Source organism: Pantoea sp. Fr+CA_20, assembly GCF_024520835.1.
Lineage (GTDB): Bacteria > Pseudomonadota > Gammaproteobacteria > Enterobacterales > Enterobacteriaceae > Pantoea > Pantoea allii.
Window position 1 is genome coordinate 130,162 of sequence record NZ_JALNPN010000007.1, and the last position, 23,268, is coordinate 153,429.

Genomic DNA, 23,268 nt, shown 5'->3' on the forward strand with positions numbered 1-23,268 from the left:
GTAATGGAGAAAATAATTCTACCGGAGGCCCATATGCCAGATAAAATTGACCTTAAATTGCTGGCTATGTTGCAGCAGGACTGCACTACCTCTCTCCAGGTGCTGGCGGACGCGGTGAATCTCACTACCACGCCCTGCTGGAAGCGCCTGAAAAAGCTGGAAGAAGATGGCATTATTCGCGGGCGGGTTGCACTACTGGACAATGAAAAACTTGGCCTTTCCCTGACGGCGTTTATGTTCGTCAAAACCACCCAGCACAGTAAGGCCTGGTATCAGGAGTTCGTCTCGGTGGTGCAGAGCATGCCGGAAGTGATGGGCTTTTACCGTATGGCCGGTGAGTACGATTATTTACTGCGTATTCAGGTTGCCGACATGAAAAGTTATGATGCCTTTTATAAGCGTTTAGTTAATGGTGTAACAGGCCTGATCGATGTGACCTCCAGCTTTGCGATGGAAGAGATTAAATACACGACAGCCCTGCCTGTTGGCCCTTGAGTACCAGAGATTGAGAGCAGCCTTGTGCGATTATTCAGCCAGTTAAGTTGGTATTTTATTCGTGAGTGGCGACGCTACCTTGGCGCCGTGACCTTACTGATCGTTATTGCCGTACTGCAATTACTGCCGCCCTGGGTTGTGGGCGTGATTGTTGACGGTGTCACCCATCAGAACATGAGCGCCCGCCACATAATGATGTGGATTGGCATTATGTTGCTGACGGCCGTGGTGGTTTATCTGCTGCGCTATGTCTGGCGCGTGCTGTTGTTTGGGGCGTCCTACCAGCTGGCCGTTGAGCTGCGTGAAGATTTTTATCGTCAGCTCAGCCGTCAGCAGCCAGCCTTTTATTTGCGTCACCGTACCGGCGATCTTATTGCCCGCGCCACCAACGATGTCGATCGTGTGGTCTTTGCCGCCGGTGAAGGCGTGCTGACGCTGGTGGATTCCCTGGTGATGGGATGTGTGGTGTTGATTGCCATGAGTACCCAAATCAGCTGGCAGTTGACGCTGGTGTCGCTGATACCCATGCCGTTTATGGCGCTGGTGATTCACCGCTATGGCGAGCAGTTGCATAACCGTTTCAAACTGGCGCAGGCAGCCTTTTCCAGCCTGAACGACCAGACGCAAGAGAGCCTGACCAGTATCCGAATGATCAAGGCGTTTGGCCTGGAGCAGCATCAGTCAGAGCAGTTTGCCGATATTGCCCGCGACACCGGCGCGAAAAACCTGCGTGTTGCGCGGGTAGATGCGCGTTTTGATCCCACCATTTATATCGCGATTGGCTTTGCCAACCTGCTGGCGATTGGCGGCGGAAGCTGGCTGGTGTGGCATGAGCAAATGACGCTCGGGCAGCTCACCAGCTTTGTGATGTATCTTGGTTTGATGATCTGGCCGATGCTGGCGCTGGCATGGATGTTCAACATTGTTGAACGTGGCAGTGCTGCCTGGAGCCGGATTCGTGCGTTACTCTCTGAGGCACCGGTGGTTGAAGACGGCGATAAAACGTTGCCCGAGCGGGCAGGAACGCTGCAGGTTGCCATTCATGAGTTTCGCTATCCCGCCAGCTCGGGCGCGATCCTGAGCCACGTTGAGTTTCAGCTTAAGCCTGGCGATATGCTGGGCCTGTGTGGCCCGACCGGCAGTGGTAAAACCACCTTGCTGAGTTTGATTCAGCGCCACTTCGATATTCAGCAAGGGGATATTCGCTATCATGCGATTCCGCTGCCGCAACTGCGTCTGGACAGCTGGCGCAGCCGCCTGGCGGTGGTCAGCCAGACGCCGTTTTTGTTTTCCGACAGCGTGGCCAATAACATCGCGCTGGGCAAGCCCGATGCCCGTCAGGAGGATATCGAGCAGGCGGCAAAAATGGCCTGCGTCCATGACGATATCTTACGCCTGCCGCAAGGGTACGAAACCGAAGTCGGGGAGCGCGGTGTCATGTTGTCGGGCGGCCAAAAGCAGCGTATCTCAATCGCGCGTGCCCTGCTGCTCAATGCAGAGATCCTGGTTCTGGACGATGCACTGTCGGCGGTTGACGGGCGCACCGAGCATGACATTCTGCATAATCTGCGCCAGTGGGGGAAAGGCAAAACGTTGATCATTAGCGCCCATCGCTTATCCGCACTGACTGAAGCCAGTGAGATTCTGGTGTTACATCAGGGAACCGTAGCGCAACGCGGCGACCATGCCGCCCTGAGCAACAACGCGGGCTGGTATCGGGATATGTACCGCTATCAGCAACTGGAAGCCGCGCTGGATGATGATGAAACTGAAAAAGGAGTGCCACATGACTAAGTCACAACCGATGTGGCCAACACTCAAACGCCTGCTGAGTTACGGTAAACCCTGGCGCAAATCCCTGTCGCTGGCGGTGTTAATGCTGTGGGTGGCCGCCGCTGCCGAAGTCACCGGTCCCGTACTGGTGAGTTATTTCATCGATAATCTGGTGGCGAAGCATCACATGCCCTGGGGCATTGTGGCGGGCCTGGTGGTAAGTTTTATTCTGTTGCAACTGCTGGCCGCTGCGCTGCATTACGGCCAGGCGCTGCTGTTTAACCAGGCCGCTATTGGCGTGGTACAGCGTTTACGCACCGATGCCATGGACGCGGCCCTGCGTCAGCCCCTTGCCGCGTTTGATACCCAGCCGGTTGGACAACTGATTTCCCGGGTGACCAACGACACCGAAGTCGTGAGGGATCTGTATGTGACCGTTGTGGCAACCGTTCTGCGCAGTGCGGCACTGGTAGGCGCAATGATGGTGGCCATGTTCAGTCTGGACTGGCGCATGGCGCTGGTGGCCATGTTGATTTTCCCTATGGTGCTTATCGTGATGCTGATTTATCAGCGCTTCAGCACGCCGATAGCCCGGCGCGTTCGCAGCTATCTGGCCGATATCAATAACGGCTTTAACGAAGTGATCAGTGGGATGAGCGTGATACAGCAGTTTCGCCAGCAGGCGCGCTTTGGCGAACGCATGGGTGAGGCCAGCCGCTCTCACTATCTGGCGCGCATGCAAACGCTGCGGCTTGATGGTTTCCTGCTGCGGCCACTCTTAAGCCTGTTTTCGGCACTGGTGCTGTGTGGCTTACTGCTGTTGTTCAGTTTTTCGATGCCGGGTGTTTTCGAAGTCGGCGTACTGTACGCATTTATCACCTATCTGGGACGGCTTAACGAGCCGCTGATCGAACTCACGACGCAGCAGTCTATGTTGCAGCAGGCGGTCGTGGCGGGCGAACGTATTTTTGAACTGATGGATGCTCCGCAACAGCATTATGGTGACAGTGACCAGCCGATGACGTCCGGGCGGATTACGCTGAATAACCTCAGTTTTGCCTATCGCGATAATCGCGACGTGCTGAGCAATATTAGTCTGGATGTCCCCTCACGCGGTTTTGTTGCCCTGGTCGGTCATACCGGTAGCGGTAAAAGCACGCTGGCGAACCTGTTAATGGGTTACTACCCGGTGACGCGCGGCGAGGTCAGGCTTGACGATCGCCCGCTGGGCGAGTATTCCCACCACGCGCTACGACGCGATATCGCTATGGTGCAGCAGGACCCGGTGGTGCTGGCCGATTCGCTGCTGGCCAACGTGCGTCTGGGCCGGGATATCAGTGAAGACGCGGTGTGGACAGCGTTGGAGCAGGTGCAACTGGCACCGCTGGCCCGCGCCTTGCCCGACGGCATTCACACCCGACTGGGCGAGCAGGGGAATAACCTGTCCGTGGGGCAAAAGCAGTTACTGGCGCTGGCGCGTGTGCTGGTGCAGTTGCCGAAGATTCTGATTCTTGATGAAGCCACTGCCAATATCGACTCCGGTACAGAGCAGGCGATTCAGCACACTCTGCGCACCCTGCGCCAGCATACGACGCTGGTGGTGATCGCTCATCGCCTCTCGACCATCACCGAAGCTGACAACATTCTGGTGCTGCACCGCGGTAACGTGGTGGAGCAGGGGACGCATCAGCAACTCCTGGCATTACAGGGGCGCTATTGGCAAATGTACCAGCTGCAACAGGCAGGTGAAGAGCTGGAATTGGCCGCGCCGTTAGTCAGCGCCGTCTGATTGCACCTTTTTTGCACATATTTTCTCCCTTGATCCGTTTGGATGCACGTCTTTGAGCCTGAGCGCACCAAAGGTGTGCATCCGCTTCGCTTATCTGTCCTTCTTACCTTTCCTGTCCACATATTCAGCATTAACTGAGCCTTATTCCGTCGCGGCCTGATAACTGATTTCATCCTTTAATTACATCTGGCACAGGCTTTGCTTAAGTCTCTGCGTGTCCATGAGACTTACTTATTTCAAACCCTTAAGGAGAGGCTATGAAGCTGGTTACCGTCGTAATTAAGCCGTTCAAGCTTGAAGATGTGCGAGAGGCATTATCCTCAATTGGTATTCAGGGACTGACCGTCTCCGAAGTGAAAGGTTTTGGGCGTCAGAAAGGGCACGCCGAACTGTACCGTGGTGCGGAATACAGCGTGAACTTTCTGCCTAAAGTAAAAATTGATATCGCCATTGCCGATGACCAACTGGACGAAGTGGTGGACGTAATCAGTAAATCGGCTTACACCGGAAAAATTGGCGACGGTAAGATTTTCGTTGCTGAACTGCAGCGCGTGATTCGCATACGTACCGGCGAAACCGACGAAGCCGCACTGTAAACAAGACTCAGTAATGTGATGGGATGGAAAAAAAATGAATAAAATGCTGACCAAGTTGGGCCTCACCAGCCTGGCACTGTTACCGTCGCTTGCAATGGCTGCTGCACCTGCCGTTGCAGACAAAGCCGATAACGCCTTTATGATGATTTGCACCGCGCTGGTGCTGTTTATGTCAATTCCTGGGATTGCGCTGTTTTACGGTGGCCTGATCCGCGGTAAAAACGTCCTTTCTATGCTGACCCAGGTGGCTGTGACCTTTTCGCTGGTGTGCGTGCTGTGGGTCATTTATGGCTACTCACTGGCTTTCAGTGAAGGTAACGCCTTCTTTGGTAGCTTTAACTGGGTGATGCTGAAAAACATTGCTCTGACAGCGGTGATGGGCAGCTTTTATCAATATATCCACGTGGCATTCCAGGCCTCGTTTGCCTGTATTACCGTAGGGCTGGTTGTCGGTGCTATTGCTGAACGTATTCGCTTCTCCGCGGTACTGATTTTTGTCCTGGTGTGGCTCACGCTGGCCTATGTGCCTATCGCACATATGGTATGGGCGGGCGGTTTGCTGGCTCAGGATGGCGCACTGGACTTTGCAGGCGGCACGGTGGTGCACATTAACGCTGCGGTTGCAGGCCTGGTCGGTGCTTACCTGGTGGGTAAACGTGCCGGTTTTGGTAAAGAGGCGTTTAAACCGCATAACTTGCCGATGGTGTTCACCGGTACGGCGATTCTGTATGTCGGCTGGTTTGGTTTTAACGCAGGGTCGGCGTCTGCCGCTAACGAAATTGCTGCACTGGCCTTCCTGAATACCGTTGTTGCCACTGCGGGTGCCGTGCTGGCATGGACCTTTGGTGAGTGGGCGATGCGCGGCAAACCTTCGCTGTTAGGTGCCTGTTCTGGCTTCATTGCTGGCCTGGTCGCCATCACTCCAGCCTGTGGTTATGTCGGTGTCGGTGGCGCGTTAATTATCGGTTTAGTGGGTGGTCTGGCTGGCATCTGGGGCGTGACAACGCTGAAAAGATGGCTGCGGGTTGACGACCCTTGCGACGTATTCGGTGTTCACGGCGTCTGTGGCATCATCGGTTGTATCCTGACAGGTGTATTCGCGTCTTCCTCGCTGGGCGGCGTAGGTTATGCCCCAGGCGTCACCATGGGTCATCAGGTTTCGATTCAGTTGCTGAGCGTGGGTGTCACCATTGTCTGGTCCGGTGTGGTGGCCTTCATTGGCTTCAAACTGGCGGATATGATTGTGGGTCTGCGTGTACCAGAAGAGCATGAGCGCGAAGGCCTGGACGTCAACAGCCATGGCGAGAACGCTTACAACCAATAAGTTATCTCTACAGCGATACCGATAAAACAAAGGGGCGATTTCGCCCCTTTTTGCTATTCGTGACGCTGGCGCATCACCCCTTCCTGCACCGTTGACGCCACCAGTTCGCCTTGCCGGTTATAAAATTCGCCACGTACAAAGCCTCGCGCACCTGACGCGGAAGTACTCTCCACGCTATACAATAGCCAGTCATTGAAGTTCAGCGAACGATGAAACCACATAGAGTGATCTATCGTCGCTACCTGCATATCGGCTTCCAGAAAACCTTTACCATGTGGCTGTAGCGCCACCGGTAAAAAGTTGAGATCGGAGGCATAGCCCAGCAGATACTGATGGATGCGCAAATCGTCTGGCAGCGTTCCGTTGGCCCGAATCCATACCTGACGCTGTGGTTTATCAACATGACCTCTCAGCGGGTTGTGGATCTGCACCGGGCGAATTTCCAGCGGCCGTTCGGCAATAAATTTTTCACGCAGTTTTTCTGGCAGCATATGGGCCATTTTTTGCGCCATCTGCTGTTCATTAGGTAAGTTATCGGGCCCTTTTACCTGCGGCATCGGCTTTTGATGTTCAAACCCGTTCTCCGGTGCCTGGAAGGAGGCCGTCATATAAAAAATCGGCTGGCCGTTTTGAATGGCGCTAACCCGACGGGCGCTAAAGCTTTTACCATCGCGCAGGCTTTCCACATCGTAAATAATGGGCTTCTGGCTGTCGCCAGGGCGGAGAAAATAGCTGTGGAAGGAATGGATAATGCGATCGTCGGGGACGGTCTGTTTGGCCGCAAAGAGTGCCTGTCCCACGACCTGACCACCAAAGACCTGACGCAGTCCCAGATCTTCGCTCTGGCCGCGAAACAGACCTTCTTCGATTTTTTCCAGATGGATTAAAGTAAGCAAATTTTCGAGTGCCTGACTCATGGCGCTTTCCTGATTATCAGTATTTACCTCAGTGTGAAAGATCCGACCAGTTTCCGTCAATCAGACTTTCTGTCTTTCATCCAACCAGGCAAACTTCTGATTTTGTGCCAACATTAAGGCATACGGCGAGTGAAACGCTGTAATGAAGATTCACTGCTAAAAATCATTTTGATCAAAAGGAGACGACATCAATGAAATTCTGGCATGTGTTAAGTGGCGTAGCGATGGCAATGGCTCTCGCAGGTTGTGCACACAAAGGCAAACCGGTGCCAACCCCGACGTTGGGTTCGGCGGTAGCAGGACAAACAGCAACGATTGCTCAGCCTAACGTCAGCGGATCGGTCTATATCCGCCAGCGTATCGCGCTTCCACCGAATGCGGCGCTGACTGTGACGCTGTCCGATGCGTCGGTGTCTGACGCACCGTCAAAAGTGCTGGCACAGCGCGTCGTGCGTACGGATGGGAAGCAGGCACCGTTCCACTTTGTGCTGCCTTTCAACCCAGCGGATATTCAGCCAAATGCACGTATCCTGTTGAGCGCCGCGATTACCGTTGACGGCAAAATGGCCTTTATCACTGAAGAGGTTAAACCGGTCATTAATCAGGGCGGAACGAAAGCCGATCTGGTGTTAGTGCCGGTACCATCAATGGCGATGGCGACACAACCTGGTGCAGCGACCAGCGTGCCGTCCACCTCACCGACTCAGGTTACCCCGTCAGCCGCCGTGCCTGCGCCGACGACCATGTAATGCCTTAGGGCGATATGTTCAGGGCGACCTCGTTGTCGCCCTGATGCATTAAAACCGCCAGCGATATTTTTCTAAATCAATCTCACCGCCGTCACTCACTTCAATGCCTTCTGCTTCCAGCGCGTCTCGCTGACGGAATAAACGGTCACCCTGCAACGAAATCGTGCCATGACGGTTAATCACCCGATGCCAGGGAAGCGTGCTGCCCTCGGGTAAGCGACTGAGTACGCCACCGACCTGACGTGCTGCTCTGGGCGAGCCGGCCAACAATGCGACGTCACCATAGGTGGTGACTTTACCGGGTGGAATCGCGGCGACAATTTGCCAGATTCGCTGTTTGAAGCTGTCAGTGCTGTCCATCGGCTTACCCTGCCCAAAAAAAGACGATGATTTTATCACAATGCAGGTTAATTATCGGCGATCGTACAAGAAACCAACGGTCATCCCCACCAGGCTTGCAATTGCCGGAGGCTTCCCCGATAATGCCTCCGCTCTCGAAATGAGGGCTAGTCAATGGAGGCCCTGTTGGTTCTCCCGCAATGCTAGCTTGTGAACTCGGTCAGGTCCGGAAGGAAGCAGCCGCAGCAGGTGACGTGTGTGCCGGGATGTAGCTGGCAGGGCCTCCACCATTTCATCTCTGTCACATCCCTTTCTTCAGATGATAAACAGCCGAAGCTCGCCTGGGCCGTTCCATTGCCGGCAGGCGAGTTATACAGATACTGGCTGGTGAAATCAGATTAAACGTAAAGCAAAAATAACTTAGCGTACAAATTTCCAGACTGAGACCGGTACTTTGTCATAAAGCTTGTTCATCGTCAGTTCCGCCAGACGATGGTCGGCTGCTGAGTAGAATACTGCTAATTCGTCATCGGGTAATTCGTACTTATTTTTTTCAATCACTCTTTCCAGCGTGTCAATTGAACGACAGCGCCTCAGTCGCATCAAATAATCAGTTTTAGTTAGGGTTTTGTTCATAAATAAACCGTTCTCACGTCAGTACTATAATGAATGGCTTGGCTGTTGAAGAAAAGCGCACTCTTCAGTAAACAGATTAAATAAACGTTTCGCTGAGCGTTGCCAGCGCTGAAGGTCCTGAGTATTTACACTATAGTTGCTGAACAGCATAAAGGTATCATCAAGATATTCATCGATTTGGGTAATCAGTGCTTCGTCTTCAACATGCTTAATTTTGTAATTCATGGTGAAAGAGGCGATATGCTCAATCAGATCGTTTAGCTGTAAATTGCTTTCGGCAGTAGGATCATTAACCCAGCCATGATGACTGTCAGTTAATGTCGCCATGCTTGCGTCAAACAAACTCTCACACAAGTATTTAAGCTGGGCAATATCATGCCGTTTCGGTGAGTATTCGTCCATCTTTTTCCCCTCCGTAGCAAGCAAAGTTACCGCAATGCGGCAAGATTAGGTGAAGTGGCAAAGAAGTGGTTGTCGGGTTTGTAAATAACGGACTGAGTTAAGAATAGTGTAAAATCATTAGTTCTGCTCACCTCCATTACTAAATATTACAATTCATCGCCAGGTGAGGGGCGCTGATTCTCGATCGGCTCAAACACAAGCGCAGCAGGGCTGATATGAAAGCTGACTTGTTCATTCTGCGTAATGGTTTCATTTAAATCCAGGCAGGGATTAAATACATTCCACTGAAAAACGTAAAGTAACTTAAATCTATTCGACCCCGTCATCTCAACAGCAATAACTTTTAAACTGTCTGGCACTAACATGGCATTAGCTGAATACCATTGTAAATCGCCAACCAGAGAATCTGTTATTTTGAGAATATTCCGCCCAATAATTGTGGCTAATTTTGCGCAATCCGTTTCATCCTGCGCGACATTGCATTCAATTCTTACTGACATGGCCTGCTCATAAATAACGCCTGTAAACCCATCATTGATGTTCTTCTGGCGGTTTGCAAGTAGCAGTGCGCCTGTAATAAGAGATTAGTAGTGCCAGTTTTAAGCAAGTGATTGATTCGTTACTGCTTATCAAACGTGGCTTTACAGGCAATTTGTGCGCTGATTTATTTTTTGAAACACATTGCTGTGCCTCTGGCACCACAACATCGGATATCATGGTTGTTATGTTATAACATTTTTCCTGGTGCAGTGATGAATCAAAGTGGGCTGTTAATGTCACTCGGTGGGCGGTTAGTCGTAGCACTCATGTTAATCGCTGTTCTGGCAATAGCGATGTGGTGGGGAATGCAGCCGTGATAGCGTTCAGAAATTTGCAGGTGGGCTATCAGGGGCAATCGGTGACGCCCGTTGTGACGACGGAGCTGGCTCAGGGCAGCATGACCGCTCTGATGGGGGCTAACGGGAGCGGAAAATCCACGCTGATTAAAACCATTGCCGGCTTATTGCCGCCGGTGAAAGGACAGTGTGAGCTGCATGTCCCACGTCGCGAAGTCGGGTGGCTACCTCAGCGCAGTGAGCTGGAAACACGTTTCCCGCTGACCGTCTATGAACTGGTTTCGATAGGCTGCTGGCCGCGCTGTGGATGGTTTGGTGGTATCAACCGGGCATTACGCAAAGAGATCAGTGACGCGCTGGATGCGGTGCAGATGAGCGACTATGCCGATGCTCAACCTTCCACCTTATCTGGTGGGCAGCTGCAGCGCGTGCTGTTTGCTCGGCTCATGCTGCAACGCAGTCGCCTGTGGTTGCTTGATGAACCCTTTAACGGCATTGACAGCAAGACGGTAACGTTGCTGATGTCTATTTTGCAGCAGCAGCAGCAGGCCGGTACCACGCTCATGGTGGTGCTGCATGACCATCCCCTGGTGGAGCGCTACTTCACGGATGTTCTGTCTATGGATGATGGTTCTCATCGACGTAGCATGGTCGACACCGCTCCGTTACGGAGCGTCGCGCCGTGACAATTATTCAACCTTTCATTGAGTTCAGCTTTATGCGACGGGCGCTGGTGGCCTGTGTCGCGCTGGCGTTCAGTGCCACGCCGCTGGGCGTCTTCCTGTCTCTGCGCCGGATGAGCTTAATCGGGGATGCTTTATCCCATGCCGTGCTGCCCGGTGCCGCCATCGGCTATTTAATCTCGGGTTTATCCCTGGTGGCGATGGGCGTTGGCGGACTGATTGCAGGCCTGGCGGTGGCGCTGCTGTCGGGGGCCGTCAGTCGTTATACGCCGCTTAAAGAAGATGCCAGCTTTGCCGGATTTTACCTCGGCTCGCTGGCGCTGGGCGTCACGCTGGTTTCACTGCGTGGCTCCAGCGTCGATCTGCTGCACGTTCTGTTTGGATCGCTGCTGGCGGTGGATAATCCTGCCCTGGCGGTGGTCGGCGGCATCGCCGCGTTTACGCTGCTGATGCTGGCCGTCATCTACCGTCCTCTGGTCATTGATGCATTCGATTCAGATTTTCTGCGCGCGCAGGGCAAATGGAGTGCGCCGCTGGTGCACGGTATTTTCCTGACGCTGGTGGTGCTTAACCTGGTCGCGGGTTTTCAGGTGCTGGGCACATTGATGTCGGTCGGGCTGATGATGTTGCCCGCCGCCAGCGCACGCTTCTGGAGTCGTCACCTCGTCGTCATGCTGGGCTCAGCCATGTTGATGGCCGTGCTGTCTGCGTTCGCGGGGCTGGTACTTTCCTGGCACTTTTCACTGCCGGCAGGCCCGGCGGTGGTATTGAGTGCCGCGATGCTGTTTTTTCTCTCCATCTTAACAGGGCCGTGCGGTGGCATTCTGCGCCGCCATTAATCAGAGGTAGCTATGAAGATATTACCCATTAGTCTGGCAATCGGGGCGTTAGTCATTAGTCCATTATCAATGGCAAAAACGGTAGATGCGGTAGCCAGTTTTACCGTGCTGGCCGATATCGTGAAACAAATTGGGGGCGATCACGTTCACGTAAAAAGCCTGGTAGGGCCGAATGGTGATCCCCACACGTTTGAACCCACGCCACAAGACAGCGAAGCACTGGCAAAAGCCGACGTTGTCTTTGTCAGTGGTTTGGGGCTGGAAGGCTGGATGAATCGTCTGGTGAGTGCGTCGGGCTATAAAGGGCAACCTGTGGTGGCCTCAACGGGCATTGAAACACGGACGATGGAAGAGGATGGCAAAACCATCACCGATCCCCATGCGTGGAACAGCATGTACAACGGCACGATTTATGCCAAAAACGTGATGGAGGCGTTGATTAAGGCTGACCCGCAGGATGCTGATGATATCCGTAAGCGCGGCGAAAATTATATTCAGCAGCTACAGAAACTGGACAGCTGGGCCAAAACGTCTTTCGCGGCAATTCCACAACAAAAACGTAAAGTGCTGACCAGTCATGATGCTTTTGGGTACTTCGGGCAACGCTATGGCGTTACCTTCCTGGCACCTGTCGGTTTCTCAACGGAAGCGGAAGCCAGCGCCAGCGATGTGGCCAGCCTGATCACCCAGCTTAAGCAGCAACATATTAAAACCTACTTTATGGAAAACCAGACCGATCCTCGCCTGGTAAAACAGATTGCCAGCGCCACCGGTGCTAAACCTGGGGGGGAGCTGTATCCTGAAGCGCTGTCGACGGCTTCCGGCCCTGCGCCCACCTATGAAGCGGCGTTTAAACACAATGTTGAGGTCATGCTCAAAAGCATGCACTGAGCATAAAAAAAGCCGGAATGGCGGGTGAGCGACATTCCGGCTAAGGTTCACGACACATCAACGTTTTTTCTTTCTTCCCTGCACGGCTTTAAAGCGCGGATTCGTTTTGCAGATGACATAGATGCGGCCTTTACGGCGTACCACTTTACAATCCCGATGCCGGTTCTTGGCGGAACGCAGCGAACTCAATACCTGCATGATGTCCTCTCTTATCGACGGCCCAGAAAACGGCCGAAGCGCTGGTTAAAGCGCGCGGTACTGCCTTCTTTAGCAAAGTCTTTCTGTTTACCGGTATAAAACACATGGGATGCCGACGAGACGTCGAGTGTAATGTAAGGCAGGGTTTCGCCTTCAAACTCAACGGTGCGGTCAGTCTTAATGGTTGAACCGATTTTGAAATACACGTCAGCAGCGGTGTCATGGAACACCACGGCACGATACGAGGGATGAATACCTGTTTTCATAATTGTCACCAATGTAATGTTATACTATAACAATATTATGCGCTGCACCTGATCCGAATGCAACCCTCGAAAAACCAGGGGCAAACAGCATCGAGGCAGGGAGAAAATCGCATGCAGGTGACAAGCCAACGCAAGCAAACCGAAAAGCGTAAAGGCAGGTTGATACCGGCGATGTTTCGACGAAGGTCAGAGGCGCAAGCTAAAGCACGTGAAGGCTGGCAGAGATCAATCTGTGGCGAGGGAAGTCAGCGTGGCGGTAAACAGTGAAGGGATTAAAAAAGGCCGCTGACGCGGCCTTTATGTTTACAGATTAATGCGTGTGGTTATCGACAGGATGATCCTTTTCGATGTCCGCTTTGTTCTTACCGAAGCGACGGCGCACCACAACAAAGAATACCGGTACAAAGAAGATAGCCAGCGCGGTAGCGGTAACCATACCGCCCATTACGCCGGTACCGACCGCATTCTGCGCACCTGAACCTGCACCGGTGCTGATGGCCAGAGGCAGTACGCCAAGAATAAAGGCCAGCGAGGTCATCAGGATAGGACGCAGACGCATACGACAGGCTTCAAGCGTCGCTTCCACCAGACCCTTACCTTCTTTCTCCATCAGATCCTTCGCGAATTCCACGATCAGGATGGCGTTCTTCGCCGAGAGGCCAACGGTTGTCAGTAACCCCACGACAAAGTAAACGTCATTACTCAGGCCACGTAAGGTGGTGAAGAGTAACGCACCGACCACGCCAAGCGGCACGACCAGCATGACGGAGAACGGAATTGACCAGCTCTCATAGAGTGCGGCAAGACACAGGAATACCACAATCAGCGAAATGGCATACAGAGCCGGTGCCTGGTTGCCTGACAGACGTTCCTGATAGGACATTCCCGTCCAGTCATAACCGATGCCCGTTGGCAGCTTAGAGGCCAGCTCTTCCATCATGTTCATGGCTTCACCTGAACTCTTGCCCGGTGTAGGCTGACCCAGAATTTCCATGGCTGGCAAACCGTTATAGCGTTCCAGACGCGGTGAACCATACTGCCAGTGAGCGGAGGAGAAGGCGGAGAAGGGCACCATCTCGCCGTTGCTGTTACGAACGAACCACTTATTAATGTCGTCCGGCAGCATACGTGCGTCGGCTTTACCCATCACGTAGACCTTCTTCACACGACCACGGTCAATAAAGTCATTGACGTAAGAGCCGCCCCAGGACGCGCCGAGCGTGGTGTTAATGTCACTGAGTGACACGCCCAATGCCTGCGCTTTCTCCTGGTCAATATCCAGTTTGAACTGCGGGGTATCTTCCAGACCATTTGGACGGACACCGACCAACGTATCCGGATGCTGGGCAATCATGCCTAACAGCTGGTTACGCGCCTGCGTCAGTTTTTCATGACCAAGGTTTGCCTGATCGATTAGCTCAAAGTCAAAGCCCGTGGCGTTACCTAATTCAATAATCGCTGGCAGGTTAAACGCAAACACCATACCGTCTTTGATTTGGCCCAGAGCCTGCATGGCACGTCCCTGGATAGCCGGAACTTTCATGTTGCTGCTGGTACGCTCATCCCAGGGCTTCAGGCTGACAAAGGCGATACCGGTGTTCTGTCCACGACCCGCAAAACCAAACCCGGCAACGGTAAAGACCGATTTCACCGAGTCCTTTTCTTTTGTCAGGAAGTAGTCAGAAACCTGATCCAGTACCTTCTGCGTACGTTCCTGGGTCGCACCCGCAGGGAGCTGTGCCTGAGCCAGTAACAGGCCCTGATCTTCTTCCGGCAGGAAGGAGGAGGGCAGGCGCAGGAACAGAAACGCCATTCCCACCACAATCAGCAGGTAAAGCAGCAGATAACGACCGGTGCCGCGAACGATATGGCCCACGCTATCGACATAGTGATGCGTGCTCTTGTCGAATAGACGGTTAAACCAACCAAAGAAACCGGTGGTTTTACCATGGTCGCCTTTTTTCACCGGTTTGAGCATGGTGGCGCACAGTGCCGGCGTCAGAATCAATGCGACCAGCACCGACAGCGCCATCGCGGACACAATGGTGATAGAGAACTGACGGTAAATGACACCGGTTGAGCCACCAAAGAAGGCCATCGGAATAAATACCGCTGACAGCACCAGGGCAATACCGACCAGCGCGCCCTGAATCTGTCCCATCGACCGCTTCGTGGCTTCTTTGGGTGGTAGCCCTTCCTCCACCATGACGCGCTCGACGTTCTCGACCACCACGATGGCATCATCCACCAGCAAGCCGATGGCAAGCACCATCCCGAACATCGTCAGGGTGTTTATCGAGTAGCCAAAGGCGCTGATAATCGCAAAGGTACCCAGCAATACAACAGGGACGGCGATTGTCGGAATCAGTGTGGCACGGAAGTTTTGCAGGAACAGATACATCACCAGGAACACTAACAGAATGGCTTCCATCAGCGTCTTCACCACTTCGAAAATAGAGATTTTTACGAAAGGTGTGGTGTCATAAGGATAAACAACCTTCATGCCTGCCGGGAACGTGGGCTGCAGTTTTGCCAGCTCCGCCTTCACCGCATCTGCCGTATTAAGGGCATTCGCGCCGGTGGCCAGTTTGATACCAATACCGGAAGCCGGTTTGCCATTATAACGCGCGATGATCTCGTAGTTTTCACCCCCCAGTTCAATCTGCGCCACATCGCGCAGGCGAACCTGAGAACCATCACTGTTCACTTTCAGCAGAATGTTGCCGAACTCTTTGGTGGAGGTCAGACGGGTTTGCGCAATGATGGAGGCGTTTAACTGCTGTCCCGGTACTGGTGGCGTGCCGCCTAACTGACCGGCAGCCACCTGGGCATTCTGAGTTTTCAGCGCATTAATAACGTCAACAGGGGTTAACTGGTAGTTATTAAGCTTGTTGGGGTCCATCCAGATACGCATCGCATACTGCGCACCAAATACCTGAGTATCACCTACGCCAGGCGTACGGCTGATAGGATCTTTGATATTGGAGGCCACATAGTCAGAAATATCGTTCTGCGTCATGCTGCCGTCATCGCTGATAAAACCGGCGACCATCAGGAAGCTACTGGAGGATTTTTTAACCTGAATCCCCTGTTGTTGCACTTCCTGAGGCAGCAACGGCATGGCCAGCTGCAGTTTGTTCTGCACCTGGACCTGGGCGATATCTGCATCGGTACCTGACTCAAACGAAATCGTCAGTGTCAGTGCACCTGATGAGTCACTGCTTGATGACATATACATCAGGCCATCAATACCATTCATATTTTGTTCGATGACCTGCGTCACCGAGTCTTGCAGCGTTTTGGCGTCAGCACCGGGGTAGTTGGCCTGAATCTCAATTGCCGGTGGCGCAACATTGGGATATTGCTCAATCGGTAATTTGAGAATCGATAACGCGCCCGCTAGCATCACGATAATAGCAAGGACCCACGCAAAGATGGGGCGATCGATAAAGAACTTAGCCATGTATCAACGGCTCCTGTTATGACGATGTTTTAGCAGACTGCGCTTTGGACGGATCACCGCTCGCGGCTTTGGCATCATCTGTGGCTTCTTTAGGCGTAACCTGTGCACCCGGTTTCGCGCGCTGCAGACCGGTAAAGATCACGCGCTCGCCCGCTTTAAGCCCTTCGGTGACCAGCCATTTGTCCCCAATAGCCTGGGCAGCTTTGATCTTACGCGCTTCAACCTTGTTATCCGCACCCACGACCATCACGGACGCATCGCCCGTTGGCGTGCGGCTAACCGCCTGCTGTGGCACTAACAAGGCATTCGGATTGGTGCCTTCATCCAGACGGGCACGCACAAACATGCCTGGCAGGAGTGATTTGTCAGGATTCGGGAAAATGGCGCGCAGGGTAATTGAGCCAGTGGTTTGATCAACGGTGACGTCAGAAAACTCCAGCGTACCGGGCTGAGAATAGTCCTTGCCGTTTTGCATCAGCAGGGTGACCTTCGCTTTACCGTCGTTCTGCTTGAGCTGACCCGATTCCAGTTCCGAGCGTAACCGCAGGAAATCTTCACTGGACTGGGTAACATCGACATACATCGGATCAAGCTGCTGTACGGTCGCCAGCGCCGTAGTCTGTCCACTTTGCACCAGTGCGCCCTCTGTAACGGAAGACTTACCGATACGGCCGCTGATTGGCGAGGTCACTTTGGTGTAAGCAAGATTGATGCGTGCTGTTTCCACATTGGCTTTGGCTGACTGAACCGCAGCATTGTTCTGCGCGGCGGTAGCGACAGCCGTATCATAATCCTGCTGGCTGATATATTTAGTGCCAAGCAGCGGCTTGTAGCGATTCACCGTAAGCTGAGCAATGCGCGCATTCGCTTCTGCCTTGGCTAAATCGGCTTTTGCACTGTCATAGGACGCCTGATAGGTAGCGGGATCGATCTGATACAGCGATTCACCGGCTTTAATCTCACCGCCTTCAATAAAGTTACGCTTCAGAATAATACCGGAAACCTGCGGGCGGACTTCAGCGATGCGATAAGCAGACGTGCGGCCAGGCAGTTCAGTAGAAATTTTTAACGGTTCGCTTTTAACCGTAACAACACCCACTTCTGGCGGCTGTTGCTGTTGAGCGGCCTGGTCGGATTTATTTCCGTCACATCCTGTTAACACAAAGCTGCCTGATAGCATCAGGACGGCCGCCAGAGGCGTTAACCCTCTGAATTTAGTCATAAATAAACCTCTAGAGTCCGATATCAAATGATCAATGGATCACAAAGCCAGGAACCCATTGCTGCGTAAGAGTGTAGGTCGTGCTATGGTACATACATTCACAAATGTATGTAAACTTACTCGATTGTAAAAAAAGTCCCCTATGGCACGAAAAACCAAAGCGCAAGCACTTGAAACCCGGCATCAAATTCTTGACGCTGCACTTGCCCTGTTTTCAAAAGAGGGGGTTTCAGCCACTTCCCTGGCGGATATCGCATCCGCAGCCAGCGTAACCCGGGGAGCAATCTACTGGCATTTCAAAAACAAAGCCGACCTGTTGAACGAAATATGGCTTCGCAGTGATGCAGGGCTGGATGACGTGAAACTTGAGTATCAAACAAAATACCCCGGTGATCCACTCTCCATTTTGCGGGCGATGCTCGTGTATATTTTCCAGGCGACCGCCCGAGATCCACAGCGCCGGGCGTTGATGGAAATCATCTTCCACAAATGCGAGTTTGTGGGTGAAATGGCGGCGGTAAAAAGCATTCAGCAAAGCCTGTTACTGGAGCGCTACAATGAGATTGAAGATGTTCTGCGCCAGTGCATTGATGCCGGACAACTTCCAGAAACTTTCCAGACACGTCAGGCTGCATTGATTATGCGCAGCTATGTGAATGGCATGATGGAGAGCTGGCTGTTTACGCCCGATAAATTTGATCTGGTTGCCGATGCGCCTGAGCTGGTTGATGCGCTGATTGATATGCTGCGCTTAAGTCCGACGCTGGCAAAAAAAGCTTAATCTTTACGCTGCGCGTCACGCTTCCTTTCATAATCGCGCTGAACAATGGCTAATGCCGACAGCACGGTTTCTACAGAGAACTGATTCTCTTCAAAAAGCTGAATCAAATCCACTGCCAGCTTGACCTCTTCAGGTGCCGTATCCAGGGACATCTTTCCTCCAGAGCAGTTGTATCATGGGCCAGATAAGCGTGCCATCTGGGAATACCGTCCAGCAAAGATAGCGCATTAACTGCTAAAGGGGCTGTTTGATAACGACATCGCCCATTCCACTGAACGAATAGCCTGTTTACAGCGTGCCATCCGACCTTCCAGCACCTCCAGGTCTTTCTTCAACTGCTGCTGGACCGCCAGCGTTTCTGCCTGCGCCATTCGCTGTTCACGCTGATCAATCATCTCCTGCAGTCGACGCGCATATTCGCAGTATTCCTGATATTTTAACTGCCGCGATGAGGGCTGAACGCGTTCCTGTCGGCTGCGCAACTGCTGTGTGCTGGCTTCGCGTTGTAGCGCGGCAATCTGATCCACCAAATGGCTTGCCAGCCACTGGCTGCGATCGACGTCACCGCTGTGCTGGCAAAGGCGCTGGTAATTTTGTTCTATCTCCTGCAAATAATCCGCCAGCCGGGTGCCTTTAGTGGTAAAGAGCTGGCTGTCAAAGCGGGGTGAACGGCAGCGCCCATCTGGCTGGCGCACGATATCCTGGCGCAGGGCCACAATACAGTTAAGCAGTCGTTGTGATGCCGTGGCGTTACTCATCGCCCGGCACTCAGGTATGCTAAGGTTATGGGACTGGAAACGCGCTGAGCGACCTTTATGCAACGCATTGTGTTATTAACCCTTGGCTGGCTGGCGATTGTGCTTGGCATACTGGGCATTGTATTACCTTTATTACCTACCACGCCATTTATGCTATTGGCGGCCTGGTGTTTTGCGCGTTCTTCTCCCCGTTTTCATCACTGGCTGCTCTGGTCATCCCCTTTTGGCCGTTATATCCGGCACTGGCAACAACACCGTGGCATGCCGCCTGGTGCAAAAAGCCGGGCGATGCTTCTGATTGTGGTGACCTTTGCGGTTTCGCTCTGGCTGGTGCCGCTGTGGTGGGTACGTATCATGCTACTTATTATGTTGTGTCTGCTATTGCTGTTTATGTGGCGTATTCCGGTGGTGGCAGAAACAGCGGATGAACCCTTACCACCGCGATAAAGTTGCAATTAGCCGGCCATTTGCTTAGATTTGGGCCTCTTCGTGCGTAGCTTCCCATTATTGATGTATCTCCGCTGAGCCTTTACCCCGGTATTGGCGCTATTGAAGCTGCGCAAAACAGAACAGAATTTTTTTACCAGGCTTAAGATTATGACCGACACTGCGCAGCAGCTTGAACTGATTAAAAACAGTATCAAAAGTATTCCTGATTACCCGAAGCCGGGTATTCTTTTCCGTGACGTCACCAGCCTGTTGGAAGATCCTGTCGCCTATGCGGCGTCTATCTCACTGCTGGTGGAACGGTACCGTAATAAAGGCATCACCAAAGTGGTGGGCACGGAAGCGCGCGGTTTCCTGTTCGGGGCACCGGTTGCTTTGGGGCTGGAACTGGGTTTTGTACCGGTACGCAAGCCGGGCAAACTGCCACGTGAAACCTACAGCGAAGCTTACGAGCTGGAGTACGGCACCGATCGGCTGGAATTGCACAAAGATGCTATCCAGCCAGGCGATGTGGTGCTGGTGGTAGACGACCTTCTCGCCACCGGCGGGACGCTCGAAGCGACCATCAAACTGATTCGTCGTGCCGGCGGTGAAGTTAAAGATGCGGCATTTATTATCAACCTGTTCGATCTGGCAGGTGAAGCACGTCTCAAGGCGCTGGGCGTTGACAGCTACAGCCTGGTCAATTTCCCCGGCCACTAAGCCTCGCTTATGGCCTCACAATCTGCTGAGGCCGTTCATCTTTCCCTGTTCAAGATAACGAGTGATAGGTGAAAGCGTAGCTGGTAGACTACTGCAATCATATACAGGGGTTGCAGTGCGTCTGCGCTCACATTTCCATCCAAATTCGTCGAAACCACATGAGCTATCAGGTACTTGCCCGAAAATGGCGTCCACAGGCGTTTGCTGATGTTGTCGGTCAGGAACACGTTCTGACGGCGCTGGCGAATGGATTGTCTCTGGGACGCATCCATCATGCTTATCTCTTCTCCGGCACGCGGGGCGTAGGGAAAACGACCATTGCCCGTCTGCTGGCGAAAGGCCTTAACTGCGAAACGGGCATTACCGCCACGCCGTGCGGCCAGTGCGATAACTGTCGCGAGATTGAGCAGGGGCGTTTTGTCGATTTAATTGAAATTGATGCCGCCTCGCGCACCAAAGTTGAAGACACGCGCGATCTGCTCGACAACGTGCAGTACGCGCCAGCGCGTGGCCGCTTCAAGGTCTACCTGATCGATGAAGTGCACATGCTGTCGCGCCACAGCTTTAATGCGCTGCTGAAAACCCTGGAAGAACCGCCTTCACACGTTAAGTTTTTGCTGGCGACCACCGATCCCCAGAAGCTGCCGGTGACGATTCTGTCGCGCTGTCTCCAGTTTCATCTCAAAGCGCTCGACGTCGATCAGATTCGCCAGCAGTTGGATCATGTTTTAGAGCAGGAGCAGATCTCGCGTGAGCCGCGTGCCCTGCAACTGCTTGCCAGAGCCGCCGATGGCAGTATGCGTGATGCGTTAAGCCTCACCGATCAGGCGATTGCGATGGGCGAGGGCAGCGTGACCAGCGCCACCGTGGGTACGATGCTGGGTACGCTTGACGATGAACAGCCGCTGGGTCTGCTTGAAGCGGTGGTCGAAGGCAACGGAGAGCACATGATGGCGCTGTTGGCCCAAGCGGCATCACGCGGCGTTGAGTGGGAAGCATTGTTGGTTGAGATGCTGCGCCTGCTGCACCGCATTGCTATGGTGCAGCTACTGCCTGCGTCGCTCAATGACGACGAAGAGAGTAATGCGCTGCGCCTGCGTGAACTGGCGCGTGCCGTGCCACCGGCCGATCTTCAACTGTATTACCAAACCCTGCTTATGGGGCGCAAAGATTTACCACTCGCGCCCGATCGGCGCATGGGCATCGAGATGACGCTGTTGCGTGCACTGGCGTTTCATCCTAAGGCGGCAATCGCCGAACCGGTTGCGCGTCCTACGCTGACCGCGCAGTCTGCCCCGGCACCAGTGCAGACTGTGGCGGCTCAACCTACAGAGAAAACGCCCGCCGCGCAGCCGCAAATGGCAGCACCGGAACCGGCTGTCACTCAGCAGGCTGTGCCGCCTGCGTCGCCCGATCCCTCACTATCCAGTTCCACCAGCCAGCTCCTGCAGGCGCGCACTCAGTTGCTGCGCCAGGGAGCAAACAAAGCAAAAAAGAGTGAGCCGGCAGCGCCAGGTGCGCGGCCGGCCAACTCCGCGCTGGAACGACTGGCCTCTGTTACCGAACGTAGCCAGCAGCGCGTGCGGGACAGCGCGCCTGCGGCACCGGTAAAAAAAGAGGCATACCGCTGGAAAGCGCAAGCGCCGGTGACCGAGGTCGTCGTCGAGCCGGTCGCGACGCCAAAAGCCTTGCGTTCTGCGCTTGAGCATGAGAAAAATCCTGAGCTGGCCGCGCGGTTGGCGGAGGAAGCCCAGCAGCGAGATGAATGGGCGGCAGAAGTCGCAGGTTTACCGCTGCCTAAGCTGGTTCAGCAACTGGCACTGAATGCATGGAAAGAAACCACGGATAACGGCATTTGCCTGCATTTACGCTCCAGCCAGCGCCACCTGAATTCTGCGTCGGCGCAGCAGGCCCTGAGCGCCGCATTGAGTCAGGCAGCAGGGCATCAGGTTGAACTGTCGGTAATTGAAGACGATAATTCTACGGTATTGACTCCACTGGAGTGGCGTCAGGCCATTTATGAAGAGAAGCTGGCGCAGGCGCGTCAGTCAATCTTGAGTGACACCCACATTCAAACCCTTCGTCGCTTTTTTGATGCCGATTTGGATGAGGAAAGCATTCGACCCGTTTGAACACGCTGCAACGGTCTGAATAAACCGCGTTGTAGCCTCAGCAGAGAGAGAAAACTATGTTTGGTAAAGGCGGATTGGGCAACCTGATGAAACAGGCCCAGCAGATGCAAGACAAAATGGCCCAGGTTCAGGAAGAAATTGCCGCCCTGGAAGTCACGGGTGAATCAGGTGCTGGCATGGTTAAGGTCACGATCAACGGTGCCCATAACTGCCGCCGGGTAGAAGTCGATCCGAGCCTGCTTGAGGACGACAAAGATATGCTGGAAGACCTGATTGCCGCCGCGTTCAACGACGCCGCTCGCCGCATTGATGAAGTGCAGAAAGAGAAAATGGCCTCTGTCTCTTCAGGTATGCAGCTGCCACCAGGCTTCAAGATGCCGTTCTGATGCAAACCAGCCCACTGCTAGAGTCATTAATGGAGTCATTGCGCTGTTTACCCGGCGTTGGGCCTAAGTCGGCACAACGCATGGCGTTTCAACTGCTACAGCGCGATCGGAGTGGCGGAATGCGGCTGGCGCAGGCACTGACCCGGGCCATGTCGGAAATCGGCCACTGTGCCGATTGCCGCACCTTCACCGAGCAGGAAATCTGTACCATTTGCGCCAATCCACGGCGTCAGCAAAATGGTCAAATCTGCGTGGTGGAAAGCCCGGCCGACATCCATGCTATTGAGCAAACCGGGCAATTTGCCGGCCGTTATTTCGTGTTAATGGGCCATCTTTCGCCGCTTGACGGCATTGGTCCGGGCGATATCGGTCTTGACCGACTGGAACAACGGCTGGAAAAAGAAACGCTTCATGAAGTGATTCTGGCCACCAATCCTACCGTGGAAGGCGAAGCCACCGCGAATTACATCGCTGAATTGTGCGGTCAGTATGGCGTTGATGCTACCCGTATTGCGCATGGGGTTCCAATGGGCGGTGAACTGGAAATGGTGGATGGCACCACGCTGTCCCACTCGCTGGCCGGTCGGCAAAAGATTAAATTTTAAACGCTTGCCGGTGTTGTGAAAGACACCGGCTTGAAAACC

Annotated in this window: 26 protein-coding genes, 1 other RNA gene and 1 other annotated feature; of the genes, 16 read left to right on the plus strand and 11 right to left on the minus strand. The window is 53.5% G+C overall.

The window, feature by feature from the left end; all coding sequences use genetic code 11:
• Nucleotides 1-33: 33 nt before the first annotated feature.
• The 5 genes from NR177_RS11520 to amtB all read left to right on the plus strand — a co-directional run bounded on the left by NR177_RS11520 (nt 34) and on the right by amtB (nt 5,977).
• Nucleotides 34-495, plus strand: coding sequence for an Lrp/AsnC family transcriptional regulator (locus tag NR177_RS11520; RefSeq protein ID WP_015700832.1), 462 nt, complete (start codon nt 34-36; stop codon nt 493-495).
• A gap of 24 nt (nt 496-519) precedes the next feature.
• Nucleotides 520-2,289 carry a SmdA family multidrug ABC transporter permease/ATP-binding protein gene (locus tag NR177_RS11525; protein WP_256852931.1) on the plus strand — a complete coding sequence of 590 codons (1,770 nt, stop codon included), beginning with the start codon at nt 520-522 and terminating at the stop codon, nt 2,287-2,289.
• Nucleotides 2,282-4,057 carry a SmdB family multidrug efflux ABC transporter permease/ATP-binding protein gene (locus NR177_RS11530; RefSeq protein WP_145393742.1) on the plus strand — a complete coding sequence of 592 codons (1,776 nt, stop codon included), beginning with the start codon at nt 2,282-2,284 and terminating at the stop codon, nt 4,055-4,057. The genes NR177_RS11525 and NR177_RS11530 overlap by 8 nt, the downstream gene beginning before the upstream one ends.
• Nucleotides 4,058-4,314: 257 nt before the next feature.
• Entirely contained in the window at nt 4,315-4,653 is a 339-nt protein-coding gene (glnK, locus tag NR177_RS11535) for a P-II family nitrogen regulator (RefSeq protein ID WP_013024898.1), read from the plus strand.
• 34 nt (nt 4,654-4,687) lie between these two features.
• Nucleotides 4,688-5,977 carry an ammonium transporter AmtB gene (gene amtB / locus NR177_RS11540; protein ID WP_063878660.1) on the plus strand — a complete coding sequence of 430 codons (1,290 nt, stop codon included), beginning with the start codon at nt 4,688-4,690 and terminating at the stop codon, nt 5,975-5,977.
• A gap of 53 nt (nt 5,978-6,030) precedes the next feature.
• Here the strand turns inward: amtB and tesB are convergent, their stop codons facing one another.
• A complete protein-coding gene (gene tesB, locus NR177_RS11545) occupies nt 6,031-6,894 on the minus strand; it encodes an acyl-CoA thioesterase II (RefSeq protein ID WP_256852932.1) in 864 nt (287 codons plus the stop codon).
• A gap of 191 nt (nt 6,895-7,085) precedes the next feature.
• Here tesB and NR177_RS11550 point away from each other — a divergent pair, with 191 nt between their 5' ends.
• Nucleotides 7,086-7,643, plus strand: coding sequence for a YbaY family lipoprotein (locus tag NR177_RS11550; protein WP_063878662.1), 558 nt, complete (start codon nt 7,086-7,088; stop codon nt 7,641-7,643).
• A gap of 48 nt (nt 7,644-7,691) precedes the next feature.
• On the opposite strand, the gene NR177_RS11555 is transcribed toward NR177_RS11550, so the two are convergent.
• Nucleotides 7,692-8,003, minus strand: coding sequence for an MGMT family protein (locus NR177_RS11555; protein WP_256852933.1), 312 nt, complete (start codon nt 8,001-8,003; stop codon nt 7,692-7,694).
• A gap of 163 nt (nt 8,004-8,166) precedes the next feature.
• Here NR177_RS11555 and ffs point away from each other — a divergent pair.
• An RNA gene (gene ffs / locus NR177_RS11560) (signal recognition particle sRNA small type) lies at nt 8,167-8,263 on the plus strand.
• Nucleotides 8,264-8,402: 139 nt separating this feature from the next.
• Here the strand turns inward: ffs and NR177_RS11565 are convergent.
• From NR177_RS11565 to NR177_RS11575, 3 genes are all read right to left on the minus strand, one after another.
• A complete protein-coding gene (locus tag NR177_RS11565) occupies nt 8,403-8,618 on the minus strand; it encodes an HHA domain-containing protein (RefSeq protein WP_063878664.1) in 216 nt (71 codons plus the stop codon).
• Between the two features lie 24 nt (nt 8,619-8,642).
• A complete protein-coding gene (gene tomB, locus NR177_RS11570) occupies nt 8,643-9,020 on the minus strand; it encodes an Hha toxicity modulator TomB (RefSeq protein ID WP_063878665.1) in 378 nt (125 codons plus the stop codon).
• A gap of 146 nt (nt 9,021-9,166) precedes the next feature.
• Nucleotides 9,167-9,520, minus strand: a complete 354-nt coding sequence (locus NR177_RS11575; RefSeq protein WP_256852934.1) for a hypothetical protein — start codon at nt 9,518-9,520, stop codon at nt 9,167-9,169.
• A gap of 353 nt (nt 9,521-9,873) precedes the next feature.
• Here NR177_RS11575 and NR177_RS11580 point away from each other — a divergent pair, with 353 nt between their 5' ends.
• From NR177_RS11580 to NR177_RS11590, 3 genes are read left to right on the plus strand one after another with little or no spacing between them, the layout of a single operon-like run.
• The gene (locus tag NR177_RS11580; RefSeq protein ID WP_096011991.1) at nt 9,874-10,542 is read left to right on the plus strand and encodes a metal ABC transporter ATP-binding protein; all 669 of its coding nucleotides are present in this window, start codon (nt 9,874-9,876) and stop codon (nt 10,540-10,542) included.
• A complete protein-coding gene (locus NR177_RS11585) occupies nt 10,539-11,378 on the plus strand; it encodes a metal ABC transporter permease (protein WP_063878667.1) in 840 nt (279 codons plus the stop codon). The genes NR177_RS11580 and NR177_RS11585 overlap by 4 nt, the downstream gene beginning before the upstream one ends.
• A 12-nt stretch (nt 11,379-11,390) precedes the next feature.
• Entirely contained in the window at nt 11,391-12,269 is an 879-nt protein-coding gene (locus tag NR177_RS11590; protein WP_109717111.1) for a metal ABC transporter substrate-binding protein, read from the plus strand.
• A gap of 57 nt (nt 12,270-12,326) precedes the next feature.
• On the opposite strand, the gene ykgO is transcribed toward NR177_RS11590, so the two are convergent.
• From ykgO to NR177_RS11610, 4 genes are all read right to left on the minus strand, one after another.
• Nucleotides 12,327-12,467, minus strand: coding sequence for a type B 50S ribosomal protein L36 (gene ykgO, locus NR177_RS11595; protein ID WP_063878669.1), 141 nt, complete (start codon nt 12,465-12,467; stop codon nt 12,327-12,329).
• A gap of 11 nt (nt 12,468-12,478) precedes the next feature.
• Complete coding sequence (locus NR177_RS11600; protein ID WP_256852935.1) at nt 12,479-12,733, minus strand: type B 50S ribosomal protein L31; 255 nt, start codon at nt 12,731-12,733, stop codon at nt 12,479-12,481.
• 310 nt (nt 12,734-13,043) lie between these two features.
• Complete coding sequence (locus NR177_RS11605; protein WP_096011989.1) at nt 13,044-16,196, minus strand: multidrug efflux RND transporter permease subunit AcrB; 3,153 nt, start codon at nt 16,194-16,196, stop codon at nt 13,044-13,046.
• A gap of 16 nt (nt 16,197-16,212) precedes the next feature.
• Nucleotides 16,213-17,418, minus strand: coding sequence for an efflux RND transporter periplasmic adaptor subunit (locus NR177_RS11610; RefSeq protein WP_145393747.1), 1,206 nt, complete (start codon nt 17,416-17,418; stop codon nt 16,213-16,215).
• 142 nt (nt 17,419-17,560) lie between these two features.
• Here NR177_RS11610 and acrR point away from each other — a divergent pair, with 142 nt between their 5' ends.
• Nucleotides 17,561-18,199, plus strand: coding sequence for a multidrug efflux transporter transcriptional repressor AcrR (gene acrR, locus NR177_RS11615; protein WP_109717113.1), 639 nt, complete (start codon nt 17,561-17,563; stop codon nt 18,197-18,199).
• On the opposite strand, the gene rsmS is transcribed toward acrR, so the two are convergent.
• Both rsmS and priC read right to left on the minus strand, forming a co-directional pair.
• Nucleotides 18,196-18,351, minus strand: a complete 156-nt coding sequence (gene rsmS, locus NR177_RS11620; RefSeq protein ID WP_256852936.1) for a pleiotropic regulatory protein RsmS — start codon at nt 18,349-18,351, stop codon at nt 18,196-18,198. The genes acrR and rsmS overlap by 4 nt on opposite strands.
• 75 nt (nt 18,352-18,426) lie before the next feature.
• The gene (gene priC, locus NR177_RS11625) at nt 18,427-18,957 is read right to left on the minus strand and encodes a primosomal replication protein PriC (RefSeq protein ID WP_256852937.1); all 531 of its coding nucleotides are present in this window, start codon (nt 18,955-18,957) and stop codon (nt 18,427-18,429) included.
• 57 nt (nt 18,958-19,014) lie between these two features.
• Here priC and NR177_RS11630 point away from each other — a divergent pair, with 57 nt between their 5' ends.
• From NR177_RS11630 to recR, 5 genes are all read left to right on the plus strand, one after another.
• On the plus strand, nt 19,015-19,404 hold the full coding sequence (locus tag NR177_RS11630; RefSeq protein WP_063878674.1) for a DUF454 family protein: 390 nt from the start codon (nt 19,015-19,017) through the stop codon (nt 19,402-19,404).
• A gap of 150 nt (nt 19,405-19,554) precedes the next feature.
• Nucleotides 19,555-20,106 (plus strand): adenine phosphoribosyltransferase, encoded by a 552-nt coding sequence (gene apt, locus NR177_RS11635; RefSeq protein ID WP_063878675.1) that lies wholly within the window; start codon nt 19,555-19,557, stop codon nt 20,104-20,106.
• 158 nt (nt 20,107-20,264) lie between these two features.
• Nucleotides 20,265-22,238 carry a DNA polymerase III subunit gamma/tau gene (gene dnaX / locus NR177_RS11640; RefSeq protein ID WP_256852938.1) on the plus strand — a complete coding sequence of 658 codons (1,974 nt, stop codon included), beginning with the start codon at nt 20,265-20,267 and terminating at the stop codon, nt 22,236-22,238.
• Nucleotides 21,577-21,638 (plus strand) — a sequence feature (DnaX frameshifting element). (Overlaps the previous gene by 62 nt.)
• A gap of 56 nt (nt 22,239-22,294) precedes the next feature.
• Nucleotides 22,295-22,624 carry a YbaB/EbfC family nucleoid-associated protein gene (locus tag NR177_RS11645; protein WP_013024920.1) on the plus strand — a complete coding sequence of 110 codons (330 nt, stop codon included), beginning with the start codon at nt 22,295-22,297 and terminating at the stop codon, nt 22,622-22,624.
• The gene (gene recR / locus NR177_RS11650; RefSeq protein ID WP_063878677.1) at nt 22,624-23,229 is read left to right on the plus strand and encodes a recombination mediator RecR; all 606 of its coding nucleotides are present in this window, start codon (nt 22,624-22,626) and stop codon (nt 23,227-23,229) included. The genes NR177_RS11645 and recR overlap by 1 nt, the downstream gene beginning before the upstream one ends.
• Nucleotides 23,230-23,268 lie beyond the last annotated feature (39 nt).

Excerpts from the sequence above, each read along its gene's own strand:
- recR (WP_063878677.1), top strand. The coding sequence starts at position 22,624 with ATGCAAACCAGCCCACTGCTAGAGTCATTAATGGAGTCATTGCGCTGT.
- dnaX (WP_256852938.1), top strand. The coding sequence starts at position 20,265 with ATGAGCTATCAGGTACTTGCCCGAAAATGGCGTCCACAGGCGTTTGCT.
- amtB (WP_063878660.1), top strand. The coding sequence starts at position 4,688 with ATGAATAAAATGCTGACCAAGTTGGGCCTCACCAGCCTGGCACTGTTA.
- NR177_RS11530 (WP_145393742.1), top strand. The coding sequence starts at position 2,282 with ATGACTAAGTCACAACCGATGTGGCCAACACTCAAACGCCTGCTGAGT.
- rsmS (WP_256852936.1), bottom strand. The coding sequence starts at position 18,351 with ATGTCCCTGGATACGGCACCTGAAGAGGTCAAGCTGGCAGTGGATTTG.
- NR177_RS11600 (WP_256852935.1), bottom strand. The coding sequence starts at position 12,733 with ATGAAAACAGGTATTCATCCCTCGTATCGTGCCGTGGTGTTCCATGAC.
- ykgO (WP_063878669.1), bottom strand. The coding sequence starts at position 12,467 with ATGCAGGTATTGAGTTCGCTGCGTTCCGCCAAGAACCGGCATCGGGAT.
- NR177_RS11610 (WP_145393747.1), bottom strand. The coding sequence starts at position 17,418 with ATGACTAAATTCAGAGGGTTAACGCCTCTGGCGGCCGTCCTGATGCTA.
- NR177_RS11630 (WP_063878674.1), top strand. The coding sequence starts at position 19,015 with ATGCAACGCATTGTGTTATTAACCCTTGGCTGGCTGGCGATTGTGCTT.
- tesB (WP_256852932.1), bottom strand. The coding sequence starts at position 6,894 with ATGAGTCAGGCACTCGAAAATTTGCTTACTTTAATCCATCTGGAAAAA.
- NR177_RS11575 (WP_256852934.1), bottom strand. The coding sequence starts at position 9,520 with ATGTCAGTAAGAATTGAATGCAATGTCGCGCAGGATGAAACGGATTGC.
- apt (WP_063878675.1), top strand. The coding sequence starts at position 19,555 with ATGACCGACACTGCGCAGCAGCTTGAACTGATTAAAAACAGTATCAAA.
- NR177_RS11555 (WP_256852933.1), bottom strand. The coding sequence starts at position 8,003 with ATGGACAGCACTGACAGCTTCAAACAGCGAATCTGGCAAATTGTCGCC.
- glnK (WP_013024898.1), top strand. The coding sequence starts at position 4,315 with ATGAAGCTGGTTACCGTCGTAATTAAGCCGTTCAAGCTTGAAGATGTG.
- NR177_RS11605 (WP_096011989.1), bottom strand. The coding sequence starts at position 16,196 with ATGGCTAAGTTCTTTATCGATCGCCCCATCTTTGCGTGGGTCCTTGCT.
- NR177_RS11590 (WP_109717111.1), top strand. The coding sequence starts at position 11,391 with ATGAAGATATTACCCATTAGTCTGGCAATCGGGGCGTTAGTCATTAGT.
- NR177_RS11550 (WP_063878662.1), top strand. The coding sequence starts at position 7,086 with ATGAAATTCTGGCATGTGTTAAGTGGCGTAGCGATGGCAATGGCTCTC.
- priC (WP_256852937.1), bottom strand. The coding sequence starts at position 18,957 with ATGAGTAACGCCACGGCATCACAACGACTGCTTAACTGTATTGTGGCC.
- NR177_RS11520 (WP_015700832.1), top strand. The coding sequence starts at position 34 with ATGCCAGATAAAATTGACCTTAAATTGCTGGCTATGTTGCAGCAGGAC.
- NR177_RS11565 (WP_063878664.1), bottom strand. The coding sequence starts at position 8,618 with ATGAACAAAACCCTAACTAAAACTGATTATTTGATGCGACTGAGGCGC.
- acrR (WP_109717113.1), top strand. The coding sequence starts at position 17,561 with ATGGCACGAAAAACCAAAGCGCAAGCACTTGAAACCCGGCATCAAATT.
- tomB (WP_063878665.1), bottom strand. The coding sequence starts at position 9,020 with ATGGACGAATACTCACCGAAACGGCATGATATTGCCCAGCTTAAATAC.
- NR177_RS11645 (WP_013024920.1), top strand. The coding sequence starts at position 22,295 with ATGTTTGGTAAAGGCGGATTGGGCAACCTGATGAAACAGGCCCAGCAG.